Here is a 26,860-nt window from a genome sequence, read left to right on the forward strand (position 1 = left end):
CACAGGCTTACTCGGCTGCGGCACCTTCTTCGGCAAAATCGTCCGGCGCATTGGGGTCGCCCGGCGCGGTCTCACAACCGAGATCGGGGAAATTGACGATGCGCATACCCTTGAAATCATTGCGGACCACCAGAAGCCCGCGCTCTTCGAAATAGGTCAGCAGACGCCGCGCACGGCTGAACGAATGCGTGCCATAGGCCCGCGCCAAAGCCGCATCGGACGGGCAAGGAGCACCTGTCACCGCTGCCTGCGCCACAATCAGGAACACGCCCTGCACATCGTCGGTGAGGCTTTCCGACAAGGAAAGCGCCTGCTGCCATGTCTCGCCATTGGCGACATCGCTCTCGATGCTGGCTTGCGCCACCGCCAGCCTGCGCCGGAAGGCCGGTAGCGCCAGCGGTTCGCCCGGAACGCGGTGAATGCGGCAGCGCACCAGAAAATCCTGATAGAGAACGGCAACCGAGCGGAACGAGGCTTCGGGGTCGTCCACGATCTCGCGCATCACCTTTTCCAGAAGCTCTTCGCGTTCGGCTTCCACGATACCGGGGAAAAGCGGCGCTTCGACCGGTTCGGCTTCGGGCTTGGGCTTTGCCACCTGAGCCAGAATTTCCGCTGTCGATGGCGGCGGCGGCGGTGGCGGCGCTCTGCGGACAGCGGTGCGGATTTCCTGCGGCGCAGGCGTGAAAATGAGGTCGAGCGCATCTTCCGGCGCATCGGGAAGCGGCATCAGCTTCGGCGACGATGAACGCGCCGATGTCTCAACCTTGCCGATCTTGATCGGCAATGGACGGCGCGACAGAGCAGGACCAAGCGCCACGAAATGCCCGCGCTGCAAATCGCGGAACATTTCCGCCTGTTTGCGTTCCATGCCGAGAAGATCGGCAGCACGCGCCATATCGATATCGAGAAAGGTTCGCCCCATCAGAAAATTGGAGGCTTCGGCAGCAACGTTCTTGGCAAGCTTCGCCAGTCGTTGCGTCGCGATGACGCCCGCCAGCCCGCGCTTGCGCCCACGGCACATGAGATTGGTCATCGCGCCCAGCGAAAGCTTGCGCGCTTCGTCCGACACTTCACCGGCGGCAGCAGGCGCAAACAATTGCGCCTCATCCACGACGACCAGCATCGGATACCAATAATCACGTTCCGCATCGAAAAGTCCGCCAAGAAAAGCCGCAGCCGAACGCATCTGCTGTTCAACGTCCAGCCCTTCCAGATTGAGCACCACCGAAACACGGTGCTGGCGGATGCGTCCGGCAATGCGGGTCAGTTCGGCTTCGGTGCGAGCGGCATCAACGACCACATGGCCGTAAAGATCGGCCAGCGTGACGAAATCGCCTTCCGGGTCGACGATGCATTGCTGCACCCATTGCGCGCTCTGTTCCAGCAGACGGCGCAGAAGATGCGATTTGCCGGAGCCGGAATTGCCCTGCACGAGCAGGCGCGTGGCGAGAAGCTCCTCAAGATCAAGCATGGCCTGCTTGCCACCGCCCAGCGCCGCTGCCGAAGCAGAACCGCTACCAGTGACGGAACCCATGTCGATACCGACCTGCATCTCGCCTCCTTGATTGAAAATGACAGAAACAGACGACTCGCACGGCCATGCCGCCAGTCGATCAGGCATTCGCTTAACATCTTTGGCGCGTCAAATGCCACCCGTTAAGACAAATGCCCACAGATGCCGGGCAGTAGATTTCAACCTGAAGTTTTGATAGCAATCTGACGAGGGGGCAAAAGCAGCAGGCGTCCAGCCAGCGGGCGCGTCGGGGAGGATGAGCCACTCCGACCGAGGCAAAGGCTTTGCCCTCTATTCGGAGGTGAACTCTATGTGGTTAATACCCATTAGATTCACACTTAGAATAAAGAAAACCCGCACCAGCTGGCGAGCTACAGTGCGGGTACAATTCTTTAGCTAAGAACCCGGTAGCTGGAGTTAGCGCTTCAGCTACCGATCCGAATATAGGCCATCGGGTGCATTTTTTCAACTATGGTCTAGTCAGCCCTGCGCAAAGGCAAACCCAAAAAACTTGCGCCGCCGCACGCTATGCTCTATAGCACCGCCATCCGCGTAGACACCCTTGGAGGCAACGCGGAATGGAGCGGTCCGGTCTTTCACCTTGTGACAGACGATACGGGCTGTTTCATGTCGTTTGTTGAAGCATGATCTCGAAAAGTGGGAAACCGGTTTTCGGACAAGATCATGCTCAGAAAACAAGCGACACTCCAGTAACATCGAAAGGAAATGCCATGAGCGAGACTTACGTGCTCAAGGCCGATCTGCGTACCCGGGTTGGTAAGGGGTCCTCCCGCGAACTGCGTCGCAACGGCCAGATTCCTGCAGTCATCTATGGCGACAAGCAGGAGCCCCTCGCAATCGCCGTCTCCTACAAGGAGATCTTCTACAAGATCCATGGCGGTGGTTTTAAGACCACGGTTGCCACGATCGAAGTAGACGGCAAGAAGATTCAGGTCCTCCCGAAGGACTACCAGCTGGACCCGGTCCGCGACTTCCCGCAGCATGTCGACTTCCTGCGCGTTTCCGCGAAGTCGGTCGTCCACGTGAATGTTCCGGTTCACTTCAAGAACGAAGAAGCAGCTCCCGGCATCAAGCGCGGCGGCGTTCTCAACATCGTTCGCCACGACGTTGAACTGATCGTTCCGGCCAATGCAATTCCGGAAGCACTTGAATTCGACCTGACCGGCCTCGAAATCGGTGACTCGGTTCACATTTCGGCAATCAAGCTGCCGAAGGGCGTGACGCCTGCTATCCAGGATCGCGACTTCACCATCGCCACGATCGCTGCTCCTGCCGGCCTGAAGTCGGAAGAAGCCGCAGAAGGCGCTGCAGAAGAAGAAGCCAAGGACGGCGAATAATCGCTTCCTGATATTAGGGGTCTGAATACCATGCTGCTCATCGCAGGTCTTGGCAATCCGGGCCCCAAATATGCGCATAACCGGCACAATATCGGTTTCATGGCGGCGGATGAAATATTCCGCCGCCATCGCTTTTCCAACTGGCAGAAGAAATTTCAGGCCGAAATCGCCGACGGCGTGATCGACGGCGAAAAGGTGCTGCTCATCAAGCCGCAGACCTTCATGAATCTCTCCGGCCAGTCCATCGGCGAGGCCATGCGCTTTTATAAGCTGACGCCTGCCGATCTCGTCGTGATCTATGACGAACTGGACCTCGTTCCCGGCAAGCTGCGCATCAAGACCGGCGGCGGCTCCGGCGGCCATAATGGCATCAAGTCTATCGACGCCCATATGCAATCCTTTCCCGGTGGCCAGAATTATCGCCGCATGCGGCTTGGCATCGGTCACCCGGGTGCGAAGGAACTGGTACATAATTATGTCCTCGGCGATTTCGCCAAGGCCGACAATGAATGGCTGGATACGCTTCTGGGCGCTGTCGCCGATAATGTCGCCATGCTCGCCAAGGGCGAGGACAACAGTTTCATGAACCGCGTTGCGCTCGCCATGGGCGACGGCAATCAGCGGCCCAACGGGTTTAAGGCCGACCCGGCGCAACTGGAAAAGGCTCCCCCTGAAGCAAAGGCCAAGGCGCAAAGCCATATCCGTCAGGCGCGGCAGAACCAGAAGAAACCGGCCATTCCCGAAAGCGGCCCTATGGCCGAAATGCTGAAAAAGCTGCTGGGAAAGAAGGATTAATCCCTGGCGACGGCCGCGCCTCTTGACGCTCCATACTCCGATGTCGCATAGCGACGGTAATTCTATTTATCGAGACAGGTACGATCATGGGTTTCAAATGCGGCATCGTCGGTCTGCCAAACGTTGGCAAGTCGACGCTTTTCAACGCGCTGACCAAAACGGCCGCCGCACAGGCCGCGAACTATCCGTTCTGCACCATCGAGCCGAACACCGGCGAAGTGGCGGTTCCCGATCCGCGCCAGAACGAAATCGCCAAGATCGCCGGATCAAAGGAAATCATCCCGACCCGCATCAACTTCGTGGACATTGCGGGCCTCGTGCGCGGCGCCTCGAAGGGCGAAGGTCTCGGCAACCAGTTCCTCGCCAACATCCGCGAAGTCGATGCCATCGTGCATGTTCTGCGCTGCTTCGAGGATGACGACATTACCCACGTTGAAGGCCGCATCGATCCCGTATCGGACGCCCAGACCGTTGAAACCGAACTGATGCTGTCGGACCTCGAAAGCATCGAGCGCCGTATCGTGCAGATCCGCAAGCGCGCCACCGGCAAGGACAAGGAAGCGCTTACCATCCTGCCGGTGATGGAAGCCGCACTTGAACTGCTTCAGAACGGCCAGCCGGTCCGCCTGATGCTGAAGGACATTTCGCCGGAAGACCTTCTGATCCTGAAGGGCCTGAACCTGCTGACTTCCAAGCCCGTTCTTTATGTCTGCAACGTTGCGGAAGGCGACGCCGCCAAGGGCAACGAATATAGCGCAGCCGTCGACAAGATGGCCGAGGAACAGGGCGCGCAGACGGTCATCATTTCCGCCGCTATCGAGGCGGAAGTCGCACAGCTGCCCGATGAGGAAGCCAGGGAATATCTGGAAAGCATGGATCTTGAGGAACCGGGCCTCGACCGCCTGATCCGCGCCGGTTACAAGCTTCTCGACCTCATCACCTATTTCACCGCAGGACCGAAGGAAACCCGCGCCTGGACCATCCGGCGCGGCACCAAGGCTCCCGGCGCTGCCGGTGTCATCCATACCGATTTCGAGCGCGGCTTCATCCGCGCCCAGACCATCGCCTATGAAGACTACGTCAAATACAATGGCGAAGTCGGCGCGAAGGAAGCAGGCAAGGCAAGGGACGAAGGCAAGGAATACATCGTCCATGACGGCGATGTGATGCTGTTCCGCTTCAATACCTGATAGCAGGGCGCTGAAATGCTAACGCATCACGCCCTGAAAATGCTCAATCACCGCACGGGCTCGACCAAGTCTCGATGAGTCAAGCTCAACGAGACCTAGAGCATTTCCAGCAAAAGTGTGAAACGTCTACGCGGGGAAATCAGTTCACCGGACTGATTTCTTATCCCGCTTCGATGCGTTGGATAATGCGATAAAACAAATAGTTAGAGCGGTTCCGGCGATTCTGTTAGAACAGGAACCGCTCTGGTATAAAGCGCGCCTCCCAAAAGTGTGAGCTGATTTCGCGTCTGGATAATGTGTAGTGATGTGGGAGAGTTTTTGATTCCGGGAGGTATCACCTATACTCTCGACGCTTTTCTTTTCCCTCACCCTGAGGAGCCGTTGAAAACGGCGTCTCGAAGGGTCGGGGAAAAACGCACAGTGCCCGCCCTCGTCCTTCGAGACGGCTCCCTCGCAAGCTCGTGAGCCTCCTCAGGATGAGGGAAAATCGTGGTACGATTCAGTGTGAGTGCATCGCACTTTATGAGTATGGAGGAGATCGAGGGTGAGCAAGCCTCTGCCGAAATATGCCTATGAGGATATGGAACCGGGAATGACCCTTCCCTTCGGTCCTCGTACCATCACCAAGGAAGAAATCATCGAATTCGCCAGCGCGTTCGATCCGCAACCGTTCCATCTCGATGAGGAAGCAGGCAAGGCGAGTGTCCTCGGCGGACTGGCCGCATCAGGCTGGCAGACCGTTTCCCTCATCATGCGCATGGTGTGCGACGCCTATCTCACCAATTCCACCTCGCAGGGCGGTCCCGGCGTCGAATTCACGCGGTGGAAGCGTCCCGTGCTCGCAGGCGATACGTTGAACGGCGTGACCACCATCAAGGACAAGCGCATTTCCAGATCGCGCCCCTCCATAGGCTTTGTCACCTTTCATCATGAGCTTTTCAATCAGCGCGGCGAAAGCGTGTGCGAAATGCAGCATCCATGCATGATGTTGCGGCGTGACTACGATGCGGCTGCGGGAGATGCGTCATGAGTTTTCTGGAAGACAATCTCGGGCAGACCGTCATCATCGGCAGCTATACCTTTACTGCCGAGGAAATCATCGATTTCGCCCGGAAATACGATCCGCAGCCGTTCCATCTGGATAGCGAAGCGGCAAAGAAGAGCGTCTTCGGCGGGCTGTGCGCTTCCGGCTGGCATACGACCGCAGTGTTCATGAAGCTCAATGTCGCTTCCATCGTCAAGGCGACGAAGGAGGCTCTGAAACGCGGGGAGACGCCGCCGACCTTCGGCCCCTCGCCCGGCTTTGAGAACCTGAAATGGCCAAAGCCGGTCTATGCCGGGGATACGATCACCTACAAGCGCGTGGTCCATGCCATCAGGCCGCTCGTGTCCCGTCCGGGCTGGTCTATGCTGACAATGACGACAACCGCGCATAACCAGAATGGCGAAGAGGTACTGTCATTCGACAATGCGGCAATGGTGAAACTGCCGCCGAAAGCAGACCTCTGAAACAATAAAGCCCGGAGCGATCCGGGCTTTTTCGTATTCTCAATCGCCTTCAAAGGCAACCAGCGTGCGGACCGGCACGCCGAGCGCTTCGAGCTTCTTGCGGCCGCCGAGGTCCGGCAGGTCGATGATGAAACAGGCGGCGACGATCTCCGCGCCCATCTGAAGCAGGAGCTTCGCAGCCGCTTCCGCGGTTCCGCCGGTGGCAATCAGATCGTCCACCAGAATGATGCGCTCGCCCTTTTCAATCGCGTCGCGATGCATTTCCATTTCGTCGATGCCGTATTCAAGGCTGTAGGCAATCCGCACCGTATCGCGCGGCAGCTTGCCCTTCTTTCGGATCGGCACGAAACCGGCGGAAAGCTGGTGCGCGATTGCGCCGCCCAGAATGAAGCCTCGCGCCTCGATACCGGCTACCTTGTCGACCTTGTTGCCGGCATAGGGATAGACCAGTTCATCGACGGAGCGGCGAAATGCCTGCGCATCGCCCATGAGCGTCGTCACGTCACGGAACTGGACGCCCGGCTTCGGATAATCCGGAATGGTGCGGATCGCATCCTTCAAGCTGGCTTTAAATCCGGATTCCATTTTCCATCCTTTCAGGCGGCCTGCGGGCCGGTCAAACTAATCAAGGCAAAGTTGGGGCAAAGCCCCTTTACACCTTCAAACGGGTAAATTGCAAAAGAAACTGCCCGTTTCCGCCAGAAACATTGCGGCGACGAACCGTTCTTTTCATGGCTGAATTGTGGCGGCGGCGACGGCGCGCCATTTTTGGAAGCACAAAAAAATGGGCGCTCACGGCGCCCATCCTTAAAGTGAGAGTTGATCCCTGTCAGTGCTTCACATCCGACCAGATCGAACGCTTGGCGACATAAACCAGTCCTGCAAAGAGGATCAGGAATATCATGACCCGGAAACCGGTCCGCTTGCGATCTTCCAGATGCGGCTCTGCAGCCCACATGAGGAAAGCCGAAACGTCGCGTGCATACTGGTCTACCGTCTGCGGCGAGCCATCGTCATAGGTGACCTGATCGTCGCTGAGCGGCTTCGCCATTGCGAGTGCCTTCGCCGAAATGAAGTACGGGTTATAATGCGTACCTTCGGCAATCTGCATGCCTGCCGGCGGCTGTTCATCGAAGCCGGTCAGCAGTGAATGGATATAGTCCGGGCCACCTTCGGCATATTGCGTGAATATATCGAAGATGAACTGCGGAAAACCACGCTCCACCGCACGCGCCTTGGCGATGAGCGAGAAATCCGGCGGAGCTGCGCCGTTGTTTGCCGCAGCGGCCGCAGCCGCGTTTGGATAGGGCGACGGGAAGTGGTCGGTCGGAAGCGCCTTGCGGGTAAACATTTCGCCATCCGCGTTCGGGCCGTCCTGCACTTCATATTCAGCGGCAAGCGCCTTGACCTGTTCAGGCGAGTAACCGAGACCTTCCAGCGTGCGGAAGGCCACCAGGTTCATCGAATGGCAGGCCGAGCAGACTTCCTTGTAGACCTTCAGGCCGCGCTGGAGCTGGCCCTTGTCGTAGGTTCCAAACGGACCGGCGAAGCTCCACTTTTCCTGCTTGGGATGGTGGATCGGAAAATGTTCCGGCTCCGCGGGGTTACCGCCTTCCTCAGCCGAGGCACCACCCATTGAACTGGCAAGGGCGATACCAAGCGCAACCAGCGGAACAATACCGAAGGCAGCGAAATTCTTGAGGATGTTTTTCATTGTTACGTCCTTCATCTCGCTGCTTAGCCCTTGATTTCCACGGGGGTAATCTCGGCCTTGCCGTTCTTCTCCAGAACCGCCTCGGTGATCGAGTTCGGCAAACGCTTCGGCGTTTCAATCAGACCGATGACCGGCATGATGATAATGAAGAAGGCAAAGTAGTAGAGCGTACCCAGCTGCGCCATGAAGACGTAGGAACCTTCCGCCGGACGCGAACCGAGCCAGCCGAGGAAGATGGCGTTGATCACGAACAGCCAGAAGAACAGCTTGAACCACGGACGATAGACAGCCGAACGAACCTTCGACGTATCGAGCCAGGGCACGACGAAGAGGATCGCGATCGAACCGAACATGGTCAGAACGCCGCCGAGCTTCGAATCGATCGGGCCGATGTTGAAGGTGATGGCGCGCAGCATCGCGTAGAACGGCAGGAAGTACCATTCCGGAACGATGTGAGCAGGCGTCTTGAGCGAATCGGCCGGGATATAGTTATCCGGATGGCCGAGGAAGTTCGGCATGTAGAAGATGAAGTAGGCAAAGAACACGAAGAAGACGAGCGCGCCGAAAGCGTCCTTGATGGTCGCATGGGGCGTGAACGGCAGCGTATCGGTCTTGGACTTGACTTCAATGCCGGTCGGGTTGGTCTGGCCCGTCACATGCAGCGCCCAGACGTGCAGGATGACGACGCCGGCAATCATGAACGGCAGCAGATAATGCAGCGAGAAGAAGCGGTTGAGCGTTGGATTGTCGACCGCAAAACCACCGAGCAGCAGCTGCTGGATCGGTTCGCCGATGATCGGGAAAGCCGTGAAGAAGCCGGTGATGACCGTCGCGCCCCAGAAGGACATCTGGCCCCATGGCAGCACGTAGCCCATGAAGGCGGTTGCCATCATGAGAAGGAAGATCACCACGCCCAGAATCCACAACAACTCGCGCGGCGCCTTGTAGGAACCGTAATAGAGGCCGCGAGCGATATGGAGATAAACGGCGATGAAGAAGAAGGATGCGCCGTTGGAGTGCATGTAGCGCAGCAGCCAACCGGAGTTGACGTCGCGCATGATCTTTTCGACGGAATTGAACGCAATGCCCGTATCCGCAGCATAATGCATTGCCAGCACGATGCCGGTAACGATCTGCGAAATGAGCATGAAGCTCAGAATGCCACCGAAGGTGTACATGTAGTTCAGGTTACGCGGCGTCGGATAGGCCACGAAAGAGTCATAGACGAGACGCGGCAAGGGAAGCCGTTCGTCCACCCATTTTTCGATGCCGGTCTTCGGCGTGTATGTGGAGTGTCCACCACTCATGTCTTCTCTCCCCAAGACCTGTTAGCCGATCCTGATGACCGTATCGGAAGTGAACGCATATTGCGGGATGTGCATGTTTTCCGGCGCCGGGCCGCTGCGGATACGACCGGCCGTGTCATAGGTCGAGCCATGGCATGGGCAGAACCAGCCGCCGAAAGAGCCGGCTTCACCGAGCGGCACGCAACCCAGATGGGTGCACACGCCGATCATCACCAGCCAGTTTTCCTTGCCCTCGCCTGCCGAGCGGGCGAGGTCGGTCGCCTGCGCGTCCGAAGCAAGATTGGCATTACGCGCGATTGGATCCTTGAGATCTCCAAGGGCGGCCGCCTTGGCATCCTCGACTTCCTTGGCGGAGCGGTTACGGATGAAAACCGGCTTACCACGCCATTTAACAGTTAATGATGCTCCTTCCGTCAGGGACGAAACATCAACCTCGATGGACGCAGCCGCGAGTGTCGAAGCGTCCGGACGCATCTGGTCGATAAACGGCCAGGCCAGTCCGCCAACTCCGACGACACCGGCCATTCCCGTCGCAATATACAAAAAATCACGCCGTGTCGGCTCAGCCGTGTCGTGTGCGCTCACGTGCCAATTCCTTTTCAACCTGCATGTTCAATTGAACTCTCCCCTCGTCCTCTTTTGCACTTGCGCAAAAGTAGTCCCGCAAGTGCTCACAGGACGAAATTCCCTCCATTTCACTATCCGGTTTATGCGTGTAAAAATCGCTTGTCCAGACACCAAGCCCTTATGACGGCACGATGTCGCAGGCGAATTTGCCTGCTCGATTCAGGGAATGCGCAACAAAGCCCCGGCAGTCGAAAGATTTCAACTTTCTCCGTTCCGCCCCAGGAAACCGCCCGACTGGCGGGCCCAAAGTCCCGCATAGATGCCGCCACGGGCGATAAGTTCATCATGCGTGCCCTCCTCCACGATGCGGCCATGATCCATCACCACGAGACGATCAAGCGCTGCGATGGTGGAAAGGCGATGGGCGATCGCAATTACGGTTTTTCCGTCCATGAGGCGTTTCAGATTCTCCTGAATTGAGGCTTCGACTTCCGAATCGAGTGCGGAAGTCGCCTCGTCGAGGATCAGGATGGGCGCGTCCTTCAGGATGGCGCGCGCGATGGCGATGCGCTGCCGCTGCCCGCCCGAAAGCTTGACGCCGCGCTCGCCCACAAAGGCATCGAAAGAGCGCCGCCCCTGAAAATCCTCCAGATTGGCGATGAACCCGTCTGCCTCGGCCTGCCGCGCCGCCTGCAGCAATTCCTCATCGGTCGCATCGTCACGCGCCAGCATAATGTTATCGCGTAGCGACCTGTGCAGCAATGCGGTCTCCTGACTGACGACCGCGACGGCCTGGCGCAGCGATGTCTGGGTGACGTCGCGGATGTCCTGCCCATCGACAAGAATAGAACCCTTCTCGACATCGTAGAGACGCAGGATGAGGTTCACGAGCGTGGACTTGCCCGCGCCGGAATGGCCGACAAGCCCGACGCGCTCGCCGCCGCGAACCGTCAGGTTGATATTGTCGAGAACCCCCGCGGCCTTGCCATAGTGAAAGGTGACGTTGCGGACATCGATGCGCGCTTCCGTCACCTGCAAGGGTCTCGCGTCAGGCCGGTCTTCCAGACCGAGCGGAGCCGAAACCAGCCGCATGGAATTTTCGATCAGTCCGAGCTGGCGCAGCATGCCGTTCAACTGCATCATGAGACGGCCAAGAAGCATGTTGAGGCGCAACACGAGGCCGAGCGTGAACGACACCTGACCGACCGTGATGGCATCCCGCGTCCACAGGTCGATGGCAATCGCCGCAACCGTCACGATCATCAGGCCCGACAGTGCCGTGAGCGACACGCGAACGCCGGTGAGCGAGCGCATGAATGGGAGAAGCGCTGCGATGTATCCTTTGAAACCCTCACGCAGATATTGAACATCGTCATTGACGGTGTTGAGCTTGATCGTCTGGATGTTGGAATAGCTGTCGACCAGCCGCCCGTTTATCAACGACCCCGCTTCGGCGGAAGCCTCGGCCTGACGGCGGATCTGTGGAAGATAATGGCGCGCAATCAACACGAAAACAGCAATCCATGCCAGCACGGCTGCCGCCAGCGTCCAGTCCAGCCGCCCTATCAGGAACAATGTGCTGATGCTGTATATGAGCATGAACCAGACCACCTGGATCAGGCTCTGAATGAAGTCACCGGCAGCCTGTCCGGCCTGCCAAACCTTGGTTGCTATGCGCCCTGCAAAATCATTCTGGAAAAACCCGTAGGATTGACGCAACACATAGGAATTGGCCTGCCACCTGATCAGGTTATAGAAATTCGGGCCCATCACCTGCTCTTCGAGCAACGTGTTGATCGCCGTCACGACGAGGCGGATCACAAGAACGGTGATTCCCATGAAAAGCAGCTCGGGTCCTGCCGCCTGCACGAGCGCCGACCAGCTGCGTTCGACGCCGCCCTTTCCCGCCTGATCGAGAATATCAACCAGCCTGCCGGTGAAATAGAACAGGCCCGCCTCGACCAGCGGCAGCAATCCGCCGACGACGAGGGAAGCCGCCAGCGGCCATTTCGCCTGCCGCGCATAATGCCACAGAAAGCCGAGCGTCGTTGAAGGCGGTCTCAGCTTGTCCGGTTCACGAAAGGGATCGACCCAACGTTCGAACAGGCTGTAAACCGCTTTCATCAATGGCTTCTGTCCTTATTTGACCAGCGTGTCCTCGGTGTTTTCATCGAAACCGAGGAAGCCGCCGGACTGGCGGGCCCATAGACTTGAATAAATGCCGCCGAGCGCCACAAGTTCCTCATGCGTGCCGTCTTCCACGATGCGCCCCTTGTCCATCACCACGAGACGGTCAAGTGCTGCTATGGTGGAAAGGCGGTGCGCGATGGCGATCACGGTCTTGCCCTCCATCAAGGTGTTGAGGCTGTCCTGAATGGCGGCCTCCACCTCCGAATCGAGGGCCGAGGTGGCTTCATCCAGAATGAGGATCGGCGCATCCTTCAGCATCACGCGCGCAATCGCAATGCGCTGGCGCTGCCCGCCCGAAAGCTTGACGCCGCGCTCGCCGACATGCGCATCCAGCCCCTGCCGCCCCTTCGGGTCGGTCAGTTGCGGAATGAACTGGTCGGCCTGCGCCAGGCGGATCGCCTGCTGGAGCATCTCCTCCGTGGCATCCGGCCGCCCATACATGATGTTTTCGCGAACCGACCGGTGCAGCAGCGACGTATCCTGTGTCACCATGCCGATATTGGCGCGCAGCGAATCCTGCGTGACCCTGGAAATGTCCTGCCCATCGATCAGGATGCGGCCCTTCTCCAGATCGTAGAAACGCAGCAACAGATTGACCAGCGTGGATTTACCAGCGCCTGAGCGTCCAACCAATCCCACTTTCTGGCCCGGCTTAATGGTGAGCGTGAGGTCTTCGATAACCCCTTTGCCCTTGCCGTAATGGAAGCCGATCTTGTCGAAGTCGAGCTCGCCTCGGGTCACTTGCAAGGCGGGTGCATTTGGAACGTCCACGACCTCATGCGAACGCGCAATCGTGGTGATGCCGTCTTCCACCGTGCCGATATTCTCGAACAGAGCCGACATTTCCCACATGATCCACTGCGACATGCCGTTGAGACGCAGCACCAGACCGATGCCGACGGCAACGGCGCCGACGGTGATCGCCTCGTTCATCCAGAGCTGGATGCCGATTGCCCCTACAGCGAACAGCAGGATGCAGTTTGCCATATAGAGAGTGAAGTGGAACATCGTGATGAGACGCATCTGCCGATGCACGGTGCCGAGGAAGCCGTCGAGGCTCTCACGCACATAGGATTCCTCGCGGCTCGAATGCGAGAAAAGCTTCACCGTCGCGATATTGGTATAGCTGTCGACAATGCGGCCCGTCATCAGCGAGCGCGCATCGGCCTGCTGTTCGGAAATCACGCGCAGACGCGGAATGAAGAAGCGCAGCAACAGGATGTAGGCAACGAGCCAGACGGCAAACGGGATCATCAGCACCAGATCCGCAGACGCCGCGATGAACAGCGTGCCCGCGAAATAGACGATGACATAGTTGAGCACATCCAGAAGCTTCATCACCGTTTCACGAACGGCAAGCGCGGTCTGCATCAGCTTGGTCGATATGCGCCCGGCAAATTCGTCCTGGAAGAACGACATCGACTGGCGGATCAGGTAACGGTGCATCAGCCAGCGCACGCGCATCGGATAATTGCCGAGCAATGTCTGGTGGATGAGCAGCGAATGGATCAGCACCACCCCCGGCAGGCCGATCAGGACGACGCCCGCGATCAAGGCGAGCCGCCAGCCTTCATTGCTGAGAAAAGTCTCGCGCGACTGGTGCGACAGCCAGTCGACAATATTGCCCATGAAGGCAAAAAGCGACACTTCGATCACGGCGATGAGCGTCGTGAAAATCGCCATGCCGATGATCCACGGCCATGCGCCACGGGTGTAATAAAGGCAAAAGGCCACCAGTCCGCGCGGCGGTTCACGCGGCGGTTCTTCGGGATAGGCTTCGAGTCGTTTTTCAAACCATCTAAACATGGCGATCCTTTTACGGGCACCTTGCAGAATTTCCAAGACGGGACAGGAACAAAACAGGAATATTTTCGCGATGCGAGAATGATTTTTTCTTGCCGGCACGATTCCCGCTTACTGAGATGTTGACGCCGGACACCCGACCACGCTCAACGCTTGCAGCCATCGGTTTTGTGAGCTACCCGCATCATATGGAACTGCGCGTCGCACTTTACCAGCCCGACATTCCCGGCAATACGGGAACCATCCTGCGAATGGCCGCCTGCCTCGGCTTCGCGGTCGACCTGATCGAGCCTGCCGGGTTCGATGTTTCCGACCGCTCGCTGAAGCGCGCCGGAATGGACTATCTGGAGCAGGCAGCCCTCACCCGTCATGCCGACTGGCAGCATTTCGAGGACTGGCGCCGGCAGGCCGGGCGCCGCATCGTATTGCTGTCCACCAAGGCAGCGGTTCCCTATACGGATTATCAGTTTCAGGAAAATGACATCCTGCTCTTCGGACGCGAGTCGTCGGGGGTTCCCGACGCTGTGCATGACGTCGCCGATGCGCGGCTTCTGATCCCGATGATGCCCGGCGCGCGCTCGCTAAATCTTGCGATTTCGGTTGCGATGACGACGGGCGAAGCTCTGCGGCAAAGGAAAAGCCTCGCGAAATGACCGGATTCGCGAAGCGCAGCATCTCCCGTCCGGTCTGAAAGGCCCGCTTCTCCCATGAACCTGCCCATGCGCACCGTCGCTCTCGCCGCTTCTGCCGCTGCCTTGCTGGCAAGCGCCCCGGCTTTCGCCAAGGAACCTGAAACCATTAAGCCGAAAGTGATGGTCATCACCATGTTCGGCGAGGAAGCCAAGCCATGGCTGGAAGGCGAAAAATTCACGCAGAAGATCAAGCTGCCGGGTCTCAACCCTGAATATCCGGAGATCGACTGCACCGCCGAAGGCCTTTGCCACATGACGACGGCCATGGGGTTCGCCAATGCTGCAAGCTCGGTTTCCGCGATGGCGCTGAGCGACAAGCTCGACCTCAGCCACACCTATTTCGTAATCGCGGGTATTGCCGGTGTCGACCCGAAGCATGGCACGCTCGGCTCGGCGCATTGGGCAAAATATGCCATCGACGCCAATCTGAACCATCGCATCGACATTCGTGAAGCGCCGGAAGGCTCGCCCACGGATTTCTTCGGCCTCGGCGCGGCAAAGCCCGGCGAAAAGCCGAAATGGGCCGCCGGGACGGAGGTCTTCGAGCTGAACGGCAAGCTTGCCGACTACGCGCTGACGACGACCAAGGGCGTCGAACTTCTCGATAGCGACGCGGCGAAGGAATATCGCAAGCACTACACGGAAGAAGCGGCAACCGGCGCGCCGAAGGTCACGATCTGCGACACGGCGTCGGGCGATACCTACTGGCACGGCGCAAAGCTCGGTGAAGCCATGGCCGAATGGTCGAAGCTTCTGACCGACGGCAAGGCCGACTATTGCACCTCGCAGATGGAGGACAACGCCACGCTGACCTCTCTGAAGCGCGCCGCCGAAGCTGGCAAGCTCGATTTCGCCCGCATCGCGCTGCTGCGCACCGCCTCGAATTTCGACCGTCAGGGCAAGGACCAGACGGCGGCTCAATCGCTTGCCGCAAATTCCGGCGGCTTCCCGCTTGCCACGGCCAACGCCTACCGCGTCGGCAAGGCTTACGCCGACAGCATCATCCAGAACTGGAACGCATGGGAAAAGGCGCCGCAAACAGTGGCGCAATGAGCCTGTAATGGAATAACGATTCAAAAAGCGAAGGCGCCCTGCGGGGCGCCTTTTTTGATCGCTAATCTGAATCGCAATTCAACGCCTTGGCCGTCGCGATTAAAGCGCCGCTCAATCCGCGGTCGCCAGACGGCGCATGGTGAACTCGATCACATCGTCCGGCCGCTCGCACCAGCTTTCGATCTCGGTCCAGTAGGCAGCCTTCGGGAATGTCTCGAACCACTCGCGTGCCTTTTCACGCGCTGCCAGCCTCGGCAGGGTGAATGTCTCGCGGATGAAGCCATCGCGCGGCATCCGGCTTTTCGTGCTCTGCTTCGTACTTTTCTGGGCGCGGCTCTTCTCGAGCTGCTTGCGCAGGCCTTCAAGCGGTGGACGGGGCGGTGTTGCTGTCATGCGGGGCCCTTCCCGGCACTTCCAAACCTTAGGTAGAGAAAGATAGGGGAGCAGGTTCGCAAAGACGAGTCTTTTCTTGGGGAGAGGGTCTATACCGGCCTCCCCCAACGCGCTTCCCGCTTTGCGGCGAAGCGGGATTTTGGTAAGCCAAGCAATAATAGTTCATCCATTTAGAGCGCGTTTGATCTGATTGGATCAGATCGGCGCTCTAGATATTTATTTTGAACCGCGCATCTATCCGAAAAACGTTTCACACTTTCGGGATGCGCTCCAACCTTGGCTGCGCAGGGTCTGCCGACACCGCCGGACCACGCCGGAAGGACACGAGAATGCAACGCGAAGAGATTCCAGCAATCATCCCGGCAGATATCGAAGAGAAGAAGCAGGCGGCACAGCGCTGGTTCGAGGAATTGCGCGACCGCATCTGCGCAAGCCTGGAACAACTTGAAGATGAATTGCAGGGCCCGCTTTCGGATCGCGAACCCGGACGCTTCGTCCGCACGCCGTGGCAGAAGGATGAAGGCCGCGGCGGCGGCGGCGTCATGTCGATGATGCATGGCCGCGTCTTTGAAAAGGTCGGCGTTCATGTCTCGACGGTCTATGGCGAGTTCTCGCCGGAATTCCGCAAGCAAATCCCCGGAGCCGAGGAAGACCCGCGTTACTGGGCAAGCGGCATTTCGCTGATCGCGCATCCGCAGAACCCGAACGTGCCGGCCGTCCACATGAACACGCGCATGGTCGTGACGACGCGCCAGTGGTTCGGCGGGGGTGCCGACCTGACGCCGGTGCTGGATCGCCGCCGCACGCAGGACGATCCGGACACGGTCGCCTTCCACAAGGCTTTCCGCTTCATCTGCGAGAAGCACAAGGATATCGTCGATTACCAGCGCGTGAAGGATTGGTGCGACGAATATTTCTTCCTGCCGCACCGCAACGAGAAGCGCGGCATTGGCGGCATCTTCTATGATTGGCTGCACTCTCCGGAAGAAAAGGGCGGCTGGGATGCGGATTTTGCCTATACCCGCGATGTGGGACGCGGCTTCTCCGTCGTCTATCCGCATCTGGTGCGCCAGAACTTCAACAAGGACTGGACCGATGCGGACCGCAACGAACAGCTTATCCGCCGGGGCCGTTATGTCGAGTTCAACCTGCTTTACGATCGCGGCACGATCTTCGGCCTCAAGACAGGCGGCAATGTGAATTCCATCCTGTCTTCCATGCCGCCCGTGGTGAAGTGGCCGTAAGAGACGAAATGAAAAGGGCCGGTTTCCCGGCCCTTTGTTTTAAACATTGAAGGCCATGTCATAGGCGACATCGCCTTCCGGCGTGTCCGGCCCAAAGGCCAGACACTGGAAATATTCCGCTGGCACACCCGGCAGTTTCAGCCGCTGATCGGCCCTGAAGCCGAAGCGCCCGTAATATCCGGGATCACCCAGCAGGACGCAGCCTTTGGCTCCTTCCTGCCGCAGAATGGCAAGGCCCTCGCGGATAAGGATGCTGCCGATCCCCTCGCCTTGCCGGTCAGGCAAAACCGAGACAGGCCCGAGCCCGTACCAACCCTTTTCCTCGCCGCCGATCAGGACGGGCGAAAAGGCGACGTGACCCAGAAGCCGCCTGTCCTCTTCCATGACCAGCGACAGGGTGAGCGCCTTTGCGGCACGAAGCGCATCGACGATTTCCCCTTCCTTCCCGCTGTTATGGGCAGCGTTGCCGAATGCCTCATCCGTCAGGCGACGGATTTCGGCGGCGTCTTCTGGCGTTTCCCTGCGAAATGCATGAAGACCCCTTTACCGGTTATTTGCCTGGGCGCGGACATTTTCGCGGCCCTTCAAGGAGATGCGATAAGGGCTGCCCATGCGCGATTCGATCAGCCGTTTGCGGCGCAATTGCTGGAAAATCGCCATCGTGCAATCGGAAAGCAGATAGCCTTCACGGGTATAGCATTCGATTTCGCAGATGCGTCCGTCTTCGCGCAGATGGCGGATGTAACCGCCCTGCGCCAGCACGTGCAACACGCGCTGTTCCATGCGTGAGATATTCATTGTCGTTAATGCCTGGATGGAAACCATGACAAGCATCAGCCTTCGCGGACGGTGAACCATCCACGGCCAATGCCGTTTCCGCTCCTGGACCTGCATGTCAGGCGCTTTCAGCGCCCGTCACTTGCAGTTTCGTCCGGAACGCTCAAAGGCTTCCGACAATCTCCAGCATCAACAATTCCTCTTCCAGAGGCAGAAGGTTAAGAGGGCTACACCGCCCTCTGCCAGTATCTAAAATCCTACGGGCCGGAAGTCAAACCAGCGTCAGGCCAGCCTCAGTTCTTCGGCTGATTGCGAAGCTTTTCGGCTTCCGCGTAGAACTTCTTTTCCCACTCATTGTGGTTGTCCAGCCCTTCCTTGATGAAGGGCGTGAAGATGGCGAGGTTCATCAGGCACCAGTTGACCAGACGGGCCGGGAACTTCAGCGGCTTCACGAAGTCGACGAACAGCACCACGCGGGTCTTGTCGGTGTGGTTCCATGCCTCATGCTCATAGGCATCGTCAAAAATCAGAACCTTGCCTTCCTGCCAGTGGCAGACTTGCTTGTCCACGCGAATGGCCAGCTTGTCGTTAGGCTCCGGCACGATGAGGCCAAGATGCAGGCGTAGCACGCCATTATAGGGTCCGCGATGCGGCGGCAGATGCTTGCCCGGCTCGAAGATGGAAAACATCGCCGTCGTGAGGCCCGGGATCTTGTTGACGATGCGCCAGGTTTCCGGGCAGGCCTTGATGTTCTGCTCCGACTTCACGCCGAAACCGAGCAGGAAGAAAGTCTTCCAGCGATTGTCGGTCGAGATTGTCTTCACATCGGTCGAAATATCCTGAAAGGAAGGCAGTTCACTCTGGCGCAGAAGAACCTTGTCCAGTTCCTTGCGGATGGCGGGCCATTCCTTCTCGATTTCCGCCGCCCATGGGAAAGTCGCGTTGTCATAGACCGGCGGATTGCCGAGCTTGGCATATTTCAGGTTGAGACCTTCGGCCCAGGATACGATCCCCATGAAGAAACGGGTGATCCGGCTTGGCCGGTCCATCGCGGCGATGCCCTCGGTGCCAAATTTCTGCTTCGGATCGGTCGCTGCCTTGTCTTGTATCGATGTATCGGGGTTGGACATCTCATATTCTTTCAAAACGCGCGCTAAAAAGTTTTCATCTATAAAGCGATGAAACTACGGCTGAAATTTGCAGGCAAGCCATTAGCTATTCATTTTATCGCGATCAAGTTTGTCCAGAAGCGCGGCACGGTCAAGGCTAAAACCGGAGTCTATCCAGAAAGTTTCCAAAGACCGCAATACCACACCGAGTCCCGGCCCTTTCTCGATGCCAAGCGCCAGAAGATCGCTGCCCGTGACAGGGAAAACAGGCGCATCGTAGCGCTCGGCGGCTTCCAGAAGGCGCGCGAAACCACCGGCGCGGATCATGGCATCGTCGCTGCCTGCGGCATCCGCCCGCGCCGCGGCATAGGCAAGCCGGATGCGGTCGAGCACGGCCTGCTTGCTGCCGCGATAGATGGTCTTCTTCAACGCCTGTTCGGAAAGTTCCGGCTTGACTGCATCGGCGCGCGCCCAAGCTTCGAGGCGCGCCCTTTCCGCATTGGACATTTTGAGCCGCTTGCCCATCTCTTCCATGCGCACCGCGTCCGGCGGCACGATGCTTTCGAGCCTGAGCAGCGGATCGGCCTGCCAGCCAAGATCGGCCTCGGTCCGTACCAGCCCATGAATGGCGTCGATGCCCCATTTCTCGCTTTCCGGCAGAACGAGGTTCAGGACCCCCGCCTGACGCATCCACAAAAGCGCGCGCGACGGATCGGGAGCCGACAGAAGTTTCTTCAGTTCCGACCAGACCCGTTCGGCGGAAAGTTGCGCAAGACCGTCCTTCAGCCGCGCGCTGGCGCGCAAGCCGTCAGCCTCGGGCCGTCCCGAACCGTACCAGGCGAAAAAGCGGAAGAAACGCAGGATGCGCAGATAATCCTCGCGAATGCGCTGTTCCGCATCGCCGATGAAGCGCAGCGTCCGGGTTTCGATGTCGGCGAGCCCGCCCACATCGTCGATCACGGTGCCGTCTGCGGTCGCATAGAGTGCGTTGATGGTGAAATCGCGCCGATCCGCATCGGCCTTCCAGTCGGTCCCGAAAGCCACTTTTGCATGGCGGCCATCCGTCTCCACATCCTGCCGCAGCGTCGTTACCTCGAACGGATGCCCCTGCACGACGACGGTGATGGTGCCATGCTCGATGCCGGTTGGCACCGGCTTGAAACCGGCCTCCTTCGCCAGCCTGACTGTCTCCTGCGGCAGATGCGTCGTTGCCAGATCGACATCGCTCACCTTGCTGCCAAGCAGCGTGTTGCGCACTGCCCCGCCGACCACGCGCGCCTCGCCGCCGTCGCGGTTCAACGCCCCGAACAGGGCCTGCAACGGCTTTGCCTTCAGCCAGTCCGCCTTGCCGGCAATATTGATACTCTCACTCAAACGTAGAGCCTTTCATAAAGTCCGCGAATGATACCGGCGGTTGCCCCCCAGATGAATCGCTCGTGATAGGGCATGGCGTAATAAAAGCGTTCCTTGCCGTTGAACATCCTGCTTTCACGGCGATGGTTCACCGGGTTCATCAGGAAGGACAGCGGCACCTCGAAAATATCGGCCACTTCGTCCGGGTTGGGATGCACGTCGAACGGCGTTTTCACCACCGCCAGAATGGGCGTGATCGAAAAGCCGCTGCCCGTCAGATAGCGCGGCAGATTGCCGATGATCTCGGCGCGGTCCGCCGCAAGCCCGATCTCTTCATTGGCCTCCCGAAGTGCCGCCCGCTCCGCTGTGCCGTCCTCCGGGTCGATTGCGCCGCCCGGAAAGGCAATCTGGCCGGAATGCTTGCGCAACGTATCGGTGCGTTGCGTCAGGAGCAGCGTGGCTTCCGATCCGCGATCCACCACCGGCACCAGCACGGCGGCATCGCGCATTTTCGCGGTCACCATGGCCTGCGTGAAATCGGGATTAAGCGAATGATCGCCCGTAACCGCATCATGGTCCGGACGCCATTGCCGGACCCGGTCGGCAAAATCACCGGCTGAAAAGGCAGGAAAGCCGCTCATTGCAATGCCGCCTCCAGCGCATCGGACGCCATGATCGGAAAGACCGTGCCGCCGGAGCGGACCGAAAATGTCGGCACGCCGTCGATTTCGATTTCCTCGCCCAGCGCCACCAGATCATACATCACGGCGCGCCCGATCAGCGCTTCAAGGCGACCGCGCACCAGCACATAAGGCTTGAGGCCACCGCTTTCCCGCTCGACCACGAAGCGTAAGGGATGCTCGGCATCGGCTGTCACCACGTCACCCACATTGGTGCGGAAGGTGAGCGCCTGCGTCTCGCCTTCGCCCGAAACGTCCATCTCGACGGCAATGAAATGCGCGTCTTCCACGCGGATGCCGACTTTTTCGACTGGCGTGACCAGATAGGTCTTTCCGTCCTCATCCTTGCGCAGCACGGTCGAGAACAGCCTGACGAGCTGTTTGCGGCCAATCGGCGTGCCCATGTAGAACCATGTGCCATCCGCCTTGATCTCCATATCGAGATCGCCACAGAAATCAGGGTCCCAGCGCTCGACTGGCGGAATCCCGCGCTCCCTGGTGGAAGGACCGCTTTGCGCATCGGCATGGGCGCGCGCGATCAGGGCCTCCAGCCCGCCGGTGGTCTCGGTGGTCCGCATGGATTCTTGCGGCACGGCTTTGCCTTCAGGGGTGCTTTTTATCATCCGACTCGGTTATTCCTGCGCAAATAGACCCAAAGCCATGAAATAGTCACCCTTTCGCGGCTTGTCAGTATTATATAGCGATTTAAGAAGCAGTTCCGCCAGAGCATTGCGAGGTCCATATGAGCGTTGCCGTTACGCCTGAAACCGCCAATCCCGAACAGATCGTCGCGGAGGCCGAACGGGCGCTCGCAGATATCGCCCGCATCAAGGCAAGTGTCGGCACCGTGATCTTCGGTCAGGAAAACGTGATCGAGCGCACGCTCGTCGCAGTGCTGGCCGGTGGCCATGCGCTCCTCGTCGGCGTGCCGGGCCTTGCCAAGACCAAGCTGGTCGAAACGCTTGGAACCGTCCTTGGCCTTTCCGGCCAGCGCATCCAGTTCACGCCCGACCTGATGCCCTCCGACATTATCGGCTCGGAAGTCATGGAGCAGGATGCCGACGGACGCCGCTCCTTCCGTTATCTGAAAGGGCCGATCTTCGCGCAGCTTCTGATGGCCGACGAGATCAACCGCGCCAGCCCACGCACCCAGTCCGCACTTTTGCAGGCGATGCAGGAATATCATGTGACGGTCGCGGGCCAGCGCTATGATCTTCCCGCGCCGTTCCACGTTCTGGCAACGCAGAACCCGCTTGAGCAGGAAGGCACCTATCCGCTGCCGGAAGCCCAGCTCGACCGCTTCCTGATGCAGATCGACATTCTTTACCCGGAACTCGATGCGGAACGCCGCATTCTTCTGGAGACGACCGGCGTTTCCGAAGCCAAGGCCTATGAGATCATCAATGCCGAACGGCTGATCGAAATGCAGACGCTGGTGCGGCGCATGCCGGTGTCGGAAAGCGTCGTGGAAGCAATCCTGAAACTCGTGCGTTCTGCGCGCCCCGACGCCGACAACGACCATGCGAAGAAACATATCGCCTGGGGTCCCGGCCCCCGCGCCAGTCAGGCGCTGATGCTCTGTGCAAGGGCGCGCGCGCTTTATGAAGGCCGTCTTGCCCCATCGGTTGACGACGTGAAGGCGCTGGCCGAGCCGGTTCTTCAGCACCGCATGGCGCTCAATTTCGCCGCGCGCGCCGACGGCATGCATATTCGCGACGTCATCGCCAATCTGGTAAAGGCTGCTGTCTGATGGTCATCGGCGCAGAAGTTTCCTCCGCAGATCGCAAGGATACGCTTGCCCGCGCCCGTGCGCGGGCAGCCGCAATCCCCGATCTGCTGGTGGAAGCGCAGCGCGTTGTCAACACCATCATGAACGGCTGGCACGGGCGGCGCAAACGCGGTCCGGGTGAAAATTTCTGGCAGTTCCGCCCCTATGTGGAAGGTGAATCGCTTGCCCGTATTGACTGGCGGCGCTCCGCCCGCGACGATCATACCTATGTCCGCGACCGCGAATGGGAATCCGCCCATACGGTTTGGCTCTGGTGCGATTTCTCGCCTTCCATGCTCTATCGCTCGCAGTTGGCACCCGTTTCCAAGGAAGCGCGCTCGCTGGTGCTGACGCTCGCGCTTGCCGAACTTCTGTCGCGCTCGGGTGAACGCATTGCCTTTCCGTCACTGATCCAGCCATTTTCGGCCCGCAACGGGGCTGAACGTCTGGCGGCAGCGCTGATGCATGAAGCACCGGCAGCCGCATTGCCGGACATCGGCCAGATCCGCCGCTTTTCGGAAGTCGTCCTTGTCTCCGACTTCCTGCATCCATTCGATGAACTGACCGATCTTCTCGACCGTCTGGCAAAGCGCGGCGTCCGCGCGCATCTGGTGGAAGTGGCCGATCCGGCAGAGGAAACTTTTCCCTATTCGGGCCGCACCGAGTTCCGCGATCCAGAAACCGGCGCGACGCTCGTCGCCGGTCGCGCCGAAACCTATGCGGACGACTATCGCCGCCTCTACACCGCGCGCCGCGCAACCCTCATTGATTTCTGCAAGCGGCTTGGCTGGAGCTATACGGTTCACCGCACCGACAGGCCGACAGCGGAAGCGCTGGCGCGCCTGCATAATGCGCTCAGCGCAACGGGGGTGAGCGCATGAGTTTCCTGCCGCTCGCCTTCGGTTCGCCGCTGATCCTTGCAGGATTGATCGCCCTGCCGGTCATCTGGTGGCTATTGCGCATGACGCCGCCGCGCCCGCAGGAGGAAACCTTTCCGCCGCTCCGCATTCTAGCGCAGGTCTTCAAGCGCGAGGAAGTGCCGTCGAAAAGCCCATGGTGGATGACGCTGCTGCGGCTGCTCATCGCCGCGCTCGTCATTCTGGCACTTGCCTCGCCGATCTGGAATCCGCGCCCGGTGGCGCTTGCAGGCAACGAACCGCTCGCCATCGTCATCGATAATGGCTGGGCTTCCGCCGAGGACTGGCAGCAGCGCGTCAATGCTGCCGAAAAGCTCATTTCCGATGCGGAAGGCACTGACGCGCCGATCTATATCGCAGGCACGGCGGAGCCGGCCAATGCGGAAATCGGCCCCTATGACGGCAAGCGCGCCGCAGAACGCCTGCGGGCGCTGGAGCCGCGCCCTATTCCCGTCGACCGCAAGGCGGCGCTGGAGCGGCTCTCATCAACCGTGCCTGCCGGTGCAAAGGTTCGCCTTGCCTTCATGAGCGATGGGCTGGCTGCGCCGAACGATGCGCAAACCTTCGCGGAACTGGACAAGTCCGGCCATCTCGCCTCCGTTCTCTGGTATGGCGCGAGCCTCAGCCGCATTTTCACGCTCACCGGCATCGACAACAAGGCTGACGGTCTGGAAGCCATCGCCATCCGCCCGGAAGGCGTATCGGTCCCGCGCACGCTCACCGCAGCCGCCTATGACGACAAGGGACGCCGCATCGCCGAAGCGCCGCTTTCCTTCGCGCTTGGAAGCGCAGAAGGCACCGCGCGGTTCAATCTGCCGGTGGAGCTACGCAATGATTTCCGCCTGATCCGCGTCGATGGCATCGAACAGGCAGGCGCAACAAGGCTGATCGATGCAGGATCGGAACGGCGCACTGTCGGCCTGATCGCCAGCGGCGATGGTGATCTGGCGCAGCCCCTGCTTTCACCGCTGCATTATATTTCCCGGGCCCTTTCGCCCTATGTCAATCTGATCGAACCGCGCTCTGCCGATCTCATGCAATCCGTGCCGGAAGTGCTGGATGCAAAGCCGTCGATCCTCATCATGGCCGATATCGGCACGCTGCCGCAGCCGGTCACCGAACAGCTTTCCAAATGGATCGAGGATGGCGGTACTCTGGTGCGGTTTGCCGGTCCGCGCCTTGCCGGTGCCAGCGACAGCGACCCGCTCCTGCCGGTGAAATTGCGCAAGGGCGAACGCGCGCTTGGCGGCACGCTGTCATGGTCCGAACCGCAGAAACTGCGCGCTTTCCCGGACAAGGGACCTTTTGCCGGTCTTGCCGTTCCCGATGACGTGACCGTCACAAGACAGGTTCTTGCCGAACCTTCATTCGATCTCAACGACAAGGCTTATGCCGTTCTTCAGGATGGAACGCCGCTTGTGACGGGCGAACAGCGCGGGCGCGGCAATATCGTATTGTTCCATATTTCCCCTGATGCAAGCTGGTCAAGCCTGCCGATTTCGGGTTCTTTCGTGGAAATGCTGCGCCGCATCGTGTCGCTGTCGCAGAGAACCGGCGCGCAGGAAAATCAGGCTTCGGTCTCGCTGCCGCCTTACCAGTTGCTTTCGGCTTCGGGTGCGCTGACACCGCCGACTTCGGAAGCCAAGCCGCTTATCGTCGAGAAGAACAAACAGGCGAGCGTCAGCATCAACACGCCGCCCGGTTTCTATGGCAATGAGGACGGCCTGAAAGCGCTCAACATATTTGAAGGTGCCAATATCAAGCTGCAACCCATTGCCCAGCCCGCATTTTCTGTCGGCATAACACCCGCTTCCTACACGTCGGACCAGTCGATTTCACTGGCCGGACCGTTCTTCGCCGCCGCCGCGATGCTTCTCGCGCTTGATACGCTTTTGATGCTCTGGCTGCGCGGTGCCTTCCGCCGCCGCATGAAAGTGCGCGCCAAGGCGACGGGGATTGCCTTGCTGTTCGCCGGTTCGCTCGCCTTCAACCTTCTTCCTTCCGGAATGGATGAAGCAAAAGCGCAGGCTCAGGCCCAATCCCAGACGCAAGAGCAGGTGCATGACGACAGCAAGCCGGGAGATGAGGCGATCATAAACTCCGTTTCGCAGACGCATCTTGCCTATGTCATCACCGGCAGCGCTGAGACCGACGATATCAGCAAGGCCGGGTTGCGCGGCCTCGGCTTCGCGCTGATGGACAAGACCGCGCTTGAACCGGGCGACCCTATCGGTGTCGATCCGGCCAAGGACGAACTGGCCTTTTATCCGCTGATCTACTGGCCGATCGACCCCAACGCTCCGATGCCAAGCCCGGAAGCGATTGCCAAGGTCGACGCCTATATGCAGCAGGGCGGCACGGTGCTTTTCGACACACGCGACCAGTTGCAGGCGGGTGCCAGCCTCGACCCTTCCGCCTCGCCCGCCAACCAGCGCCTGCGCGCCATCCTCGACGGCATGAACGTTCCGCCGCTGGAACCTGTGCCGGATGATCATGTGCTGACCAAATCCTTCTTCATCATGCCCGATTTTCCGGGCCGTTATGAAGGAAGCCCGCTCTGGGTCGAGGCCACCACGCCCAACGCTTCGCCGCAGGATCGCCCTGTGCGCACCGGTGACGGGGTGACGCCGATCATGATTACGGCCAATGATTTCGCCGGCGCTTGGGCTGTGGATGAGCAAGGCAATCCGCTGCTGCCGACCGTGCCGAGCGACCCGATGCAGCGCATCCATGCCATTCGCGGCGGCGTGAATATCGTTATGTATATGCTGACCGGCAACTACAAGTCCGATCAGGTGCACGTTCCCGCCCTGCTCGAACGGCTGGGGAATTAGCATGATGTTTTTTAACGAAGCCGTCAGCAGATCCGGGTTCCCTTTTCCCCTCATCCCGAGGAGCCGTCAAAGACGGCGCATCATCCTGAGCTTG

25 protein-coding genes and 1 pseudogene are annotated in these 26,860 nt (G+C 59.4%); 11 read left to right on the top strand and 15 right to left on the bottom strand.

Translation table 11 applies throughout. The features are described 5' to 3' along the window. Positions 1–7: 7 nt before the first annotated feature. The gene (locus tag J9800_RS09290) at positions 8–1,552 is read right to left on the bottom strand and encodes an ATP-binding protein (protein WP_112585758.1); all 1,545 of its coding nucleotides are present in this window, start codon (positions 1,550–1,552) and stop codon (positions 8–10) included. 692 nt (positions 1,553–2,244) lie between these two features. Between J9800_RS09290 and J9800_RS09295 the strand changes: the two genes are divergently transcribed. The 5 genes from J9800_RS09295 to J9800_RS09315 all read left to right on the top strand — a co-directional run bounded on the left by J9800_RS09295 (position 2,245) and on the right by J9800_RS09315 (position 6,365). Then, the gene (locus J9800_RS09295) at positions 2,245–2,871 is read left to right on the top strand and encodes a 50S ribosomal protein L25/general stress protein Ctc (RefSeq protein ID WP_112585756.1); all 627 of its coding nucleotides are present in this window, start codon (positions 2,245–2,247) and stop codon (positions 2,869–2,871) included. Between the two features lie 30 nt (positions 2,872–2,901). Continuing rightward, positions 2,902–3,666, top strand: coding sequence for an aminoacyl-tRNA hydrolase (gene pth, locus J9800_RS09300; RefSeq protein WP_114216317.1), 765 nt, complete (start codon positions 2,902–2,904; stop codon positions 3,664–3,666). Positions 3,667–3,752: 86 nt separating this feature from the next. After that, positions 3,753–4,856 carry a redox-regulated ATPase YchF gene (gene ychF / locus J9800_RS09305; protein ID WP_114216316.1) on the top strand — a complete coding sequence of 368 codons (1,104 nt, stop codon included), beginning with the start codon at positions 3,753–3,755 and terminating at the stop codon, positions 4,854–4,856. 544 nt (positions 4,857–5,400) lie between these two features. Beyond that, entirely contained in the window at positions 5,401–5,886 is a 486-nt protein-coding gene (locus J9800_RS09310) for a MaoC family dehydratase (RefSeq protein WP_114216315.1), read from the top strand. Beyond that, entirely contained in the window at positions 5,883–6,365 is a 483-nt protein-coding gene (locus tag J9800_RS09315) for a MaoC family dehydratase (protein ID WP_114216314.1), read from the top strand. Before J9800_RS09310 ends, J9800_RS09315 begins: the two co-directional genes overlap by 4 nt. Before the next feature lie 39 nt (positions 6,366–6,404). Here J9800_RS09315 and J9800_RS09320 read toward each other — a convergent pair whose 3' ends face one another. The 7 genes from J9800_RS09320 to J9800_RS09350 form a co-directional block, all read right to left on the bottom strand. After that, complete coding sequence (locus J9800_RS09320; protein ID WP_010659612.1) at positions 6,405–6,950, bottom strand: adenine phosphoribosyltransferase; 546 nt, start codon at positions 6,948–6,950, stop codon at positions 6,405–6,407. A 67-nt stretch (positions 6,951–7,017) separates the two neighbouring features. Then, on the bottom strand, positions 7,018–7,161 hold the full coding sequence (locus J9800_RS09325; RefSeq protein ID WP_162792673.1) for a hypothetical protein: 144 nt from the start codon (positions 7,159–7,161) through the stop codon (positions 7,018–7,020). A 33-nt stretch (positions 7,162–7,194) separates the two neighbouring features. Further along, complete coding sequence (locus J9800_RS09330) at positions 7,195–8,079, bottom strand: cytochrome c1 (protein WP_205315954.1); 885 nt, start codon at positions 8,077–8,079, stop codon at positions 7,195–7,197. 23 nt (positions 8,080–8,102) lie between these two features. Then, positions 8,103–9,386, bottom strand: coding sequence for a cytochrome b (locus J9800_RS09335; RefSeq protein ID WP_114216313.1), 1,284 nt, complete (start codon positions 9,384–9,386; stop codon positions 8,103–8,105). A 21-nt stretch (positions 9,387–9,407) separates the two neighbouring features. Beyond that, positions 9,408–9,971 carry a ubiquinol-cytochrome c reductase iron-sulfur subunit gene (petA, locus tag J9800_RS09340; protein WP_114216312.1) on the bottom strand — a complete coding sequence of 188 codons (564 nt, stop codon included), beginning with the start codon at positions 9,969–9,971 and terminating at the stop codon, positions 9,408–9,410. 240 nt (positions 9,972–10,211) lie between these two features. Beyond that, positions 10,212–12,077, bottom strand: a complete 1,866-nt coding sequence (locus J9800_RS09345) for an ABC transporter ATP-binding protein (RefSeq protein WP_114216311.1) — start codon at positions 12,075–12,077, stop codon at positions 10,212–10,214. A 15-nt stretch (positions 12,078–12,092) separates the two neighbouring features. Beyond that, entirely contained in the window at positions 12,093–13,949 is a 1,857-nt protein-coding gene (locus J9800_RS09350) for an ABC transporter ATP-binding protein (protein ID WP_114216310.1), read from the bottom strand. A gap of 185 nt (positions 13,950–14,134) precedes the next feature. Here J9800_RS09350 and J9800_RS09355 point away from each other — a divergent pair, with 185 nt between their 5' ends. Both J9800_RS09355 and J9800_RS09360 read left to right on the top strand, forming a co-directional pair. Continuing rightward, a complete protein-coding gene (locus J9800_RS09355) occupies positions 14,135–14,599 on the top strand; it encodes a tRNA (cytidine(34)-2'-O)-methyltransferase (protein ID WP_112585987.1) in 465 nt (154 codons plus the stop codon). A gap of 54 nt (positions 14,600–14,653) precedes the next feature. Continuing rightward, complete coding sequence (locus J9800_RS09360; RefSeq protein ID WP_114216309.1) at positions 14,654–15,691, top strand: purine-nucleoside phosphorylase; 1,038 nt, start codon at positions 14,654–14,656, stop codon at positions 15,689–15,691. 111 nt (positions 15,692–15,802) lie between these two features. On the opposite strand, the gene J9800_RS09365 is transcribed toward J9800_RS09360, so the two are convergent. After that, complete coding sequence (locus J9800_RS09365; protein WP_112585734.1) at positions 15,803–16,084, bottom strand: hypothetical protein; 282 nt, start codon at positions 16,082–16,084, stop codon at positions 15,803–15,805. Between the two features lie 329 nt (positions 16,085–16,413). Between J9800_RS09365 and hemF the strand changes: the two genes are divergently transcribed. Further along, positions 16,414–17,328, top strand: coding sequence for an oxygen-dependent coproporphyrinogen oxidase (gene hemF, locus J9800_RS09370; protein WP_112585733.1), 915 nt, complete (start codon positions 16,414–16,416; stop codon positions 17,326–17,328). A gap of 39 nt (positions 17,329–17,367) precedes the next feature. Here hemF and J9800_RS09375 read toward each other — a convergent pair. The 6 genes and pseudogenes from J9800_RS09375 to J9800_RS09400 form a co-directional block, all read right to left on the bottom strand. After that, positions 17,368–17,853 (bottom strand): annotated as a pseudogene (locus J9800_RS09375) (GNAT family N-acetyltransferase); the annotation flags it as partial. 18 nt (positions 17,854–17,871) lie between these two features. After that, positions 17,872–18,126 carry a YjhX family toxin gene (locus J9800_RS09380; protein ID WP_112585985.1) on the bottom strand — a complete coding sequence of 85 codons (255 nt, stop codon included), beginning with the start codon at positions 18,124–18,126 and terminating at the stop codon, positions 17,872–17,874. Positions 18,127–18,398: 272 nt separating this feature from the next. After that, positions 18,399–19,235, bottom strand: a complete 837-nt coding sequence (olsC, locus tag J9800_RS09385) for an ornithine lipid ester-linked acyl 2-hydroxylase OlsC (protein ID WP_114216307.1) — start codon at positions 19,233–19,235, stop codon at positions 18,399–18,401. 81 nt (positions 19,236–19,316) lie between these two features. After that, positions 19,317–20,588: a CCA tRNA nucleotidyltransferase gene (locus tag J9800_RS09390; RefSeq protein ID WP_114216306.1), complete on the bottom strand. Its 1,272-nt coding sequence runs from the start codon at positions 20,586–20,588 to the stop codon at positions 19,317–19,319. Continuing rightward, positions 20,585–21,208, bottom strand: coding sequence for a CoA pyrophosphatase (locus J9800_RS09395; protein WP_112585725.1), 624 nt, complete (start codon positions 21,206–21,208; stop codon positions 20,585–20,587). The genes J9800_RS09390 and J9800_RS09395 overlap by 4 nt, the downstream gene beginning before the upstream one ends. Further along, complete coding sequence (locus J9800_RS09400) at positions 21,205–21,870, bottom strand: DUF1285 domain-containing protein (protein WP_114216305.1); 666 nt, start codon at positions 21,868–21,870, stop codon at positions 21,205–21,207. Before J9800_RS09400 ends, J9800_RS09395 begins: the two co-directional genes overlap by 4 nt. Before the next feature lie 119 nt (positions 21,871–21,989). Between J9800_RS09400 and J9800_RS09405 the strand changes: the two genes are divergently transcribed. The 3 genes from J9800_RS09405 to J9800_RS09415 are packed head-to-tail and all read left to right on the top strand — an operon-like array spanning position 21,990 to position 26,766. Further along, positions 21,990–22,997 carry an AAA family ATPase gene (locus tag J9800_RS09405; RefSeq protein ID WP_114216304.1) on the top strand — a complete coding sequence of 336 codons (1,008 nt, stop codon included), beginning with the start codon at positions 21,990–21,992 and terminating at the stop codon, positions 22,995–22,997. Then, on the top strand, positions 22,997–23,896 hold the full coding sequence (locus J9800_RS09410) for a DUF58 domain-containing protein (protein WP_114216303.1): 900 nt from the start codon (positions 22,997–22,999) through the stop codon (positions 23,894–23,896). The genes J9800_RS09405 and J9800_RS09410 overlap by 1 nt, the downstream gene beginning before the upstream one ends. Further along, positions 23,893–26,766: a DUF4159 domain-containing protein gene (locus J9800_RS09415; protein WP_114216302.1), complete on the top strand. Its 2,874-nt coding sequence runs from the start codon at positions 23,893–23,895 to the stop codon at positions 26,764–26,766. The genes J9800_RS09410 and J9800_RS09415 overlap by 4 nt, the downstream gene beginning before the upstream one ends. Positions 26,767–26,860 lie beyond the last annotated feature (94 nt).

It is taken from the genome of Ochrobactrum sp. AP1BH01-1, assembly GCF_018066705.1.
Classification (GTDB): domain Bacteria; phylum Pseudomonadota; class Alphaproteobacteria; order Rhizobiales; family Rhizobiaceae; genus Brucella.

Bases quoted from the DNA above. Each gene is read 5' to 3' on its own strand.
- J9800_RS09335 (WP_114216313.1), bottom strand. From the start codon at position 9,386: ATGAGTGGTGGACACTCCACATACACGCCGAAGACCGGCATCGAAAAA.
- J9800_RS09395 (WP_112585725.1), bottom strand. From the start codon at position 21,208: ATGAGCGGCTTTCCTGCCTTTTCAGCCGGTGATTTTGCCGACCGGGTC.
- ychF (WP_114216316.1), top strand. From the start codon at position 3,753: ATGGGTTTCAAATGCGGCATCGTCGGTCTGCCAAACGTTGGCAAGTCG.
- J9800_RS09320 (WP_010659612.1), bottom strand. From the start codon at position 6,950: ATGGAATCCGGATTTAAAGCCAGCTTGAAGGATGCGATCCGCACCATT.
- pth (WP_114216317.1), top strand. From the start codon at position 2,902: ATGCTGCTCATCGCAGGTCTTGGCAATCCGGGCCCCAAATATGCGCAT.
- J9800_RS09350 (WP_114216310.1), bottom strand. From the start codon at position 13,949: ATGTTTAGATGGTTTGAAAAACGACTCGAAGCCTATCCCGAAGAACCG.
- olsC (WP_114216307.1), bottom strand. From the start codon at position 19,235: ATGTCCAACCCCGATACATCGATACAAGACAAGGCAGCGACCGATCCG.
- J9800_RS09410 (WP_114216303.1), top strand. From the start codon at position 22,997: ATGGTCATCGGCGCAGAAGTTTCCTCCGCAGATCGCAAGGATACGCTT.
- J9800_RS09315 (WP_114216314.1), top strand. From the start codon at position 5,883: ATGAGTTTTCTGGAAGACAATCTCGGGCAGACCGTCATCATCGGCAGC.
- J9800_RS09345 (WP_114216311.1), bottom strand. From the start codon at position 12,077: ATGAAAGCGGTTTACAGCCTGTTCGAACGTTGGGTCGATCCCTTTCGT.
- J9800_RS09400 (WP_114216305.1), bottom strand. From the start codon at position 21,870: ATGATAAAAAGCACCCCTGAAGGCAAAGCCGTGCCGCAAGAATCCATG.
- hemF (WP_112585733.1), top strand. From the start codon at position 16,414: ATGCAACGCGAAGAGATTCCAGCAATCATCCCGGCAGATATCGAAGAG.
- J9800_RS09365 (WP_112585734.1), bottom strand. From the start codon at position 16,084: ATGACAGCAACACCGCCCCGTCCACCGCTTGAAGGCCTGCGCAAGCAG.
- J9800_RS09290 (WP_112585758.1), bottom strand. From the start codon at position 1,552: ATGCAGGTCGGTATCGACATGGGTTCCGTCACTGGTAGCGGTTCTGCT.
- J9800_RS09405 (WP_114216304.1), top strand. From the start codon at position 21,990: ATGAGCGTTGCCGTTACGCCTGAAACCGCCAATCCCGAACAGATCGTC.
- J9800_RS09380 (WP_112585985.1), bottom strand. From the start codon at position 18,126: ATGAATATCTCACGCATGGAACAGCGCGTGTTGCACGTGCTGGCGCAG.
- J9800_RS09355 (WP_112585987.1), top strand. From the start codon at position 14,135: ATGGAACTGCGCGTCGCACTTTACCAGCCCGACATTCCCGGCAATACG.
- J9800_RS09330 (WP_205315954.1), bottom strand. From the start codon at position 8,079: ATGAAAAACATCCTCAAGAATTTCGCTGCCTTCGGTATTGTTCCGCTG.
- J9800_RS09415 (WP_114216302.1), top strand. From the start codon at position 23,893: ATGAGTTTCCTGCCGCTCGCCTTCGGTTCGCCGCTGATCCTTGCAGGA.
- J9800_RS09360 (WP_114216309.1), top strand. From the start codon at position 14,654: ATGAACCTGCCCATGCGCACCGTCGCTCTCGCCGCTTCTGCCGCTGCC.
- J9800_RS09295 (WP_112585756.1), top strand. From the start codon at position 2,245: ATGAGCGAGACTTACGTGCTCAAGGCCGATCTGCGTACCCGGGTTGGT.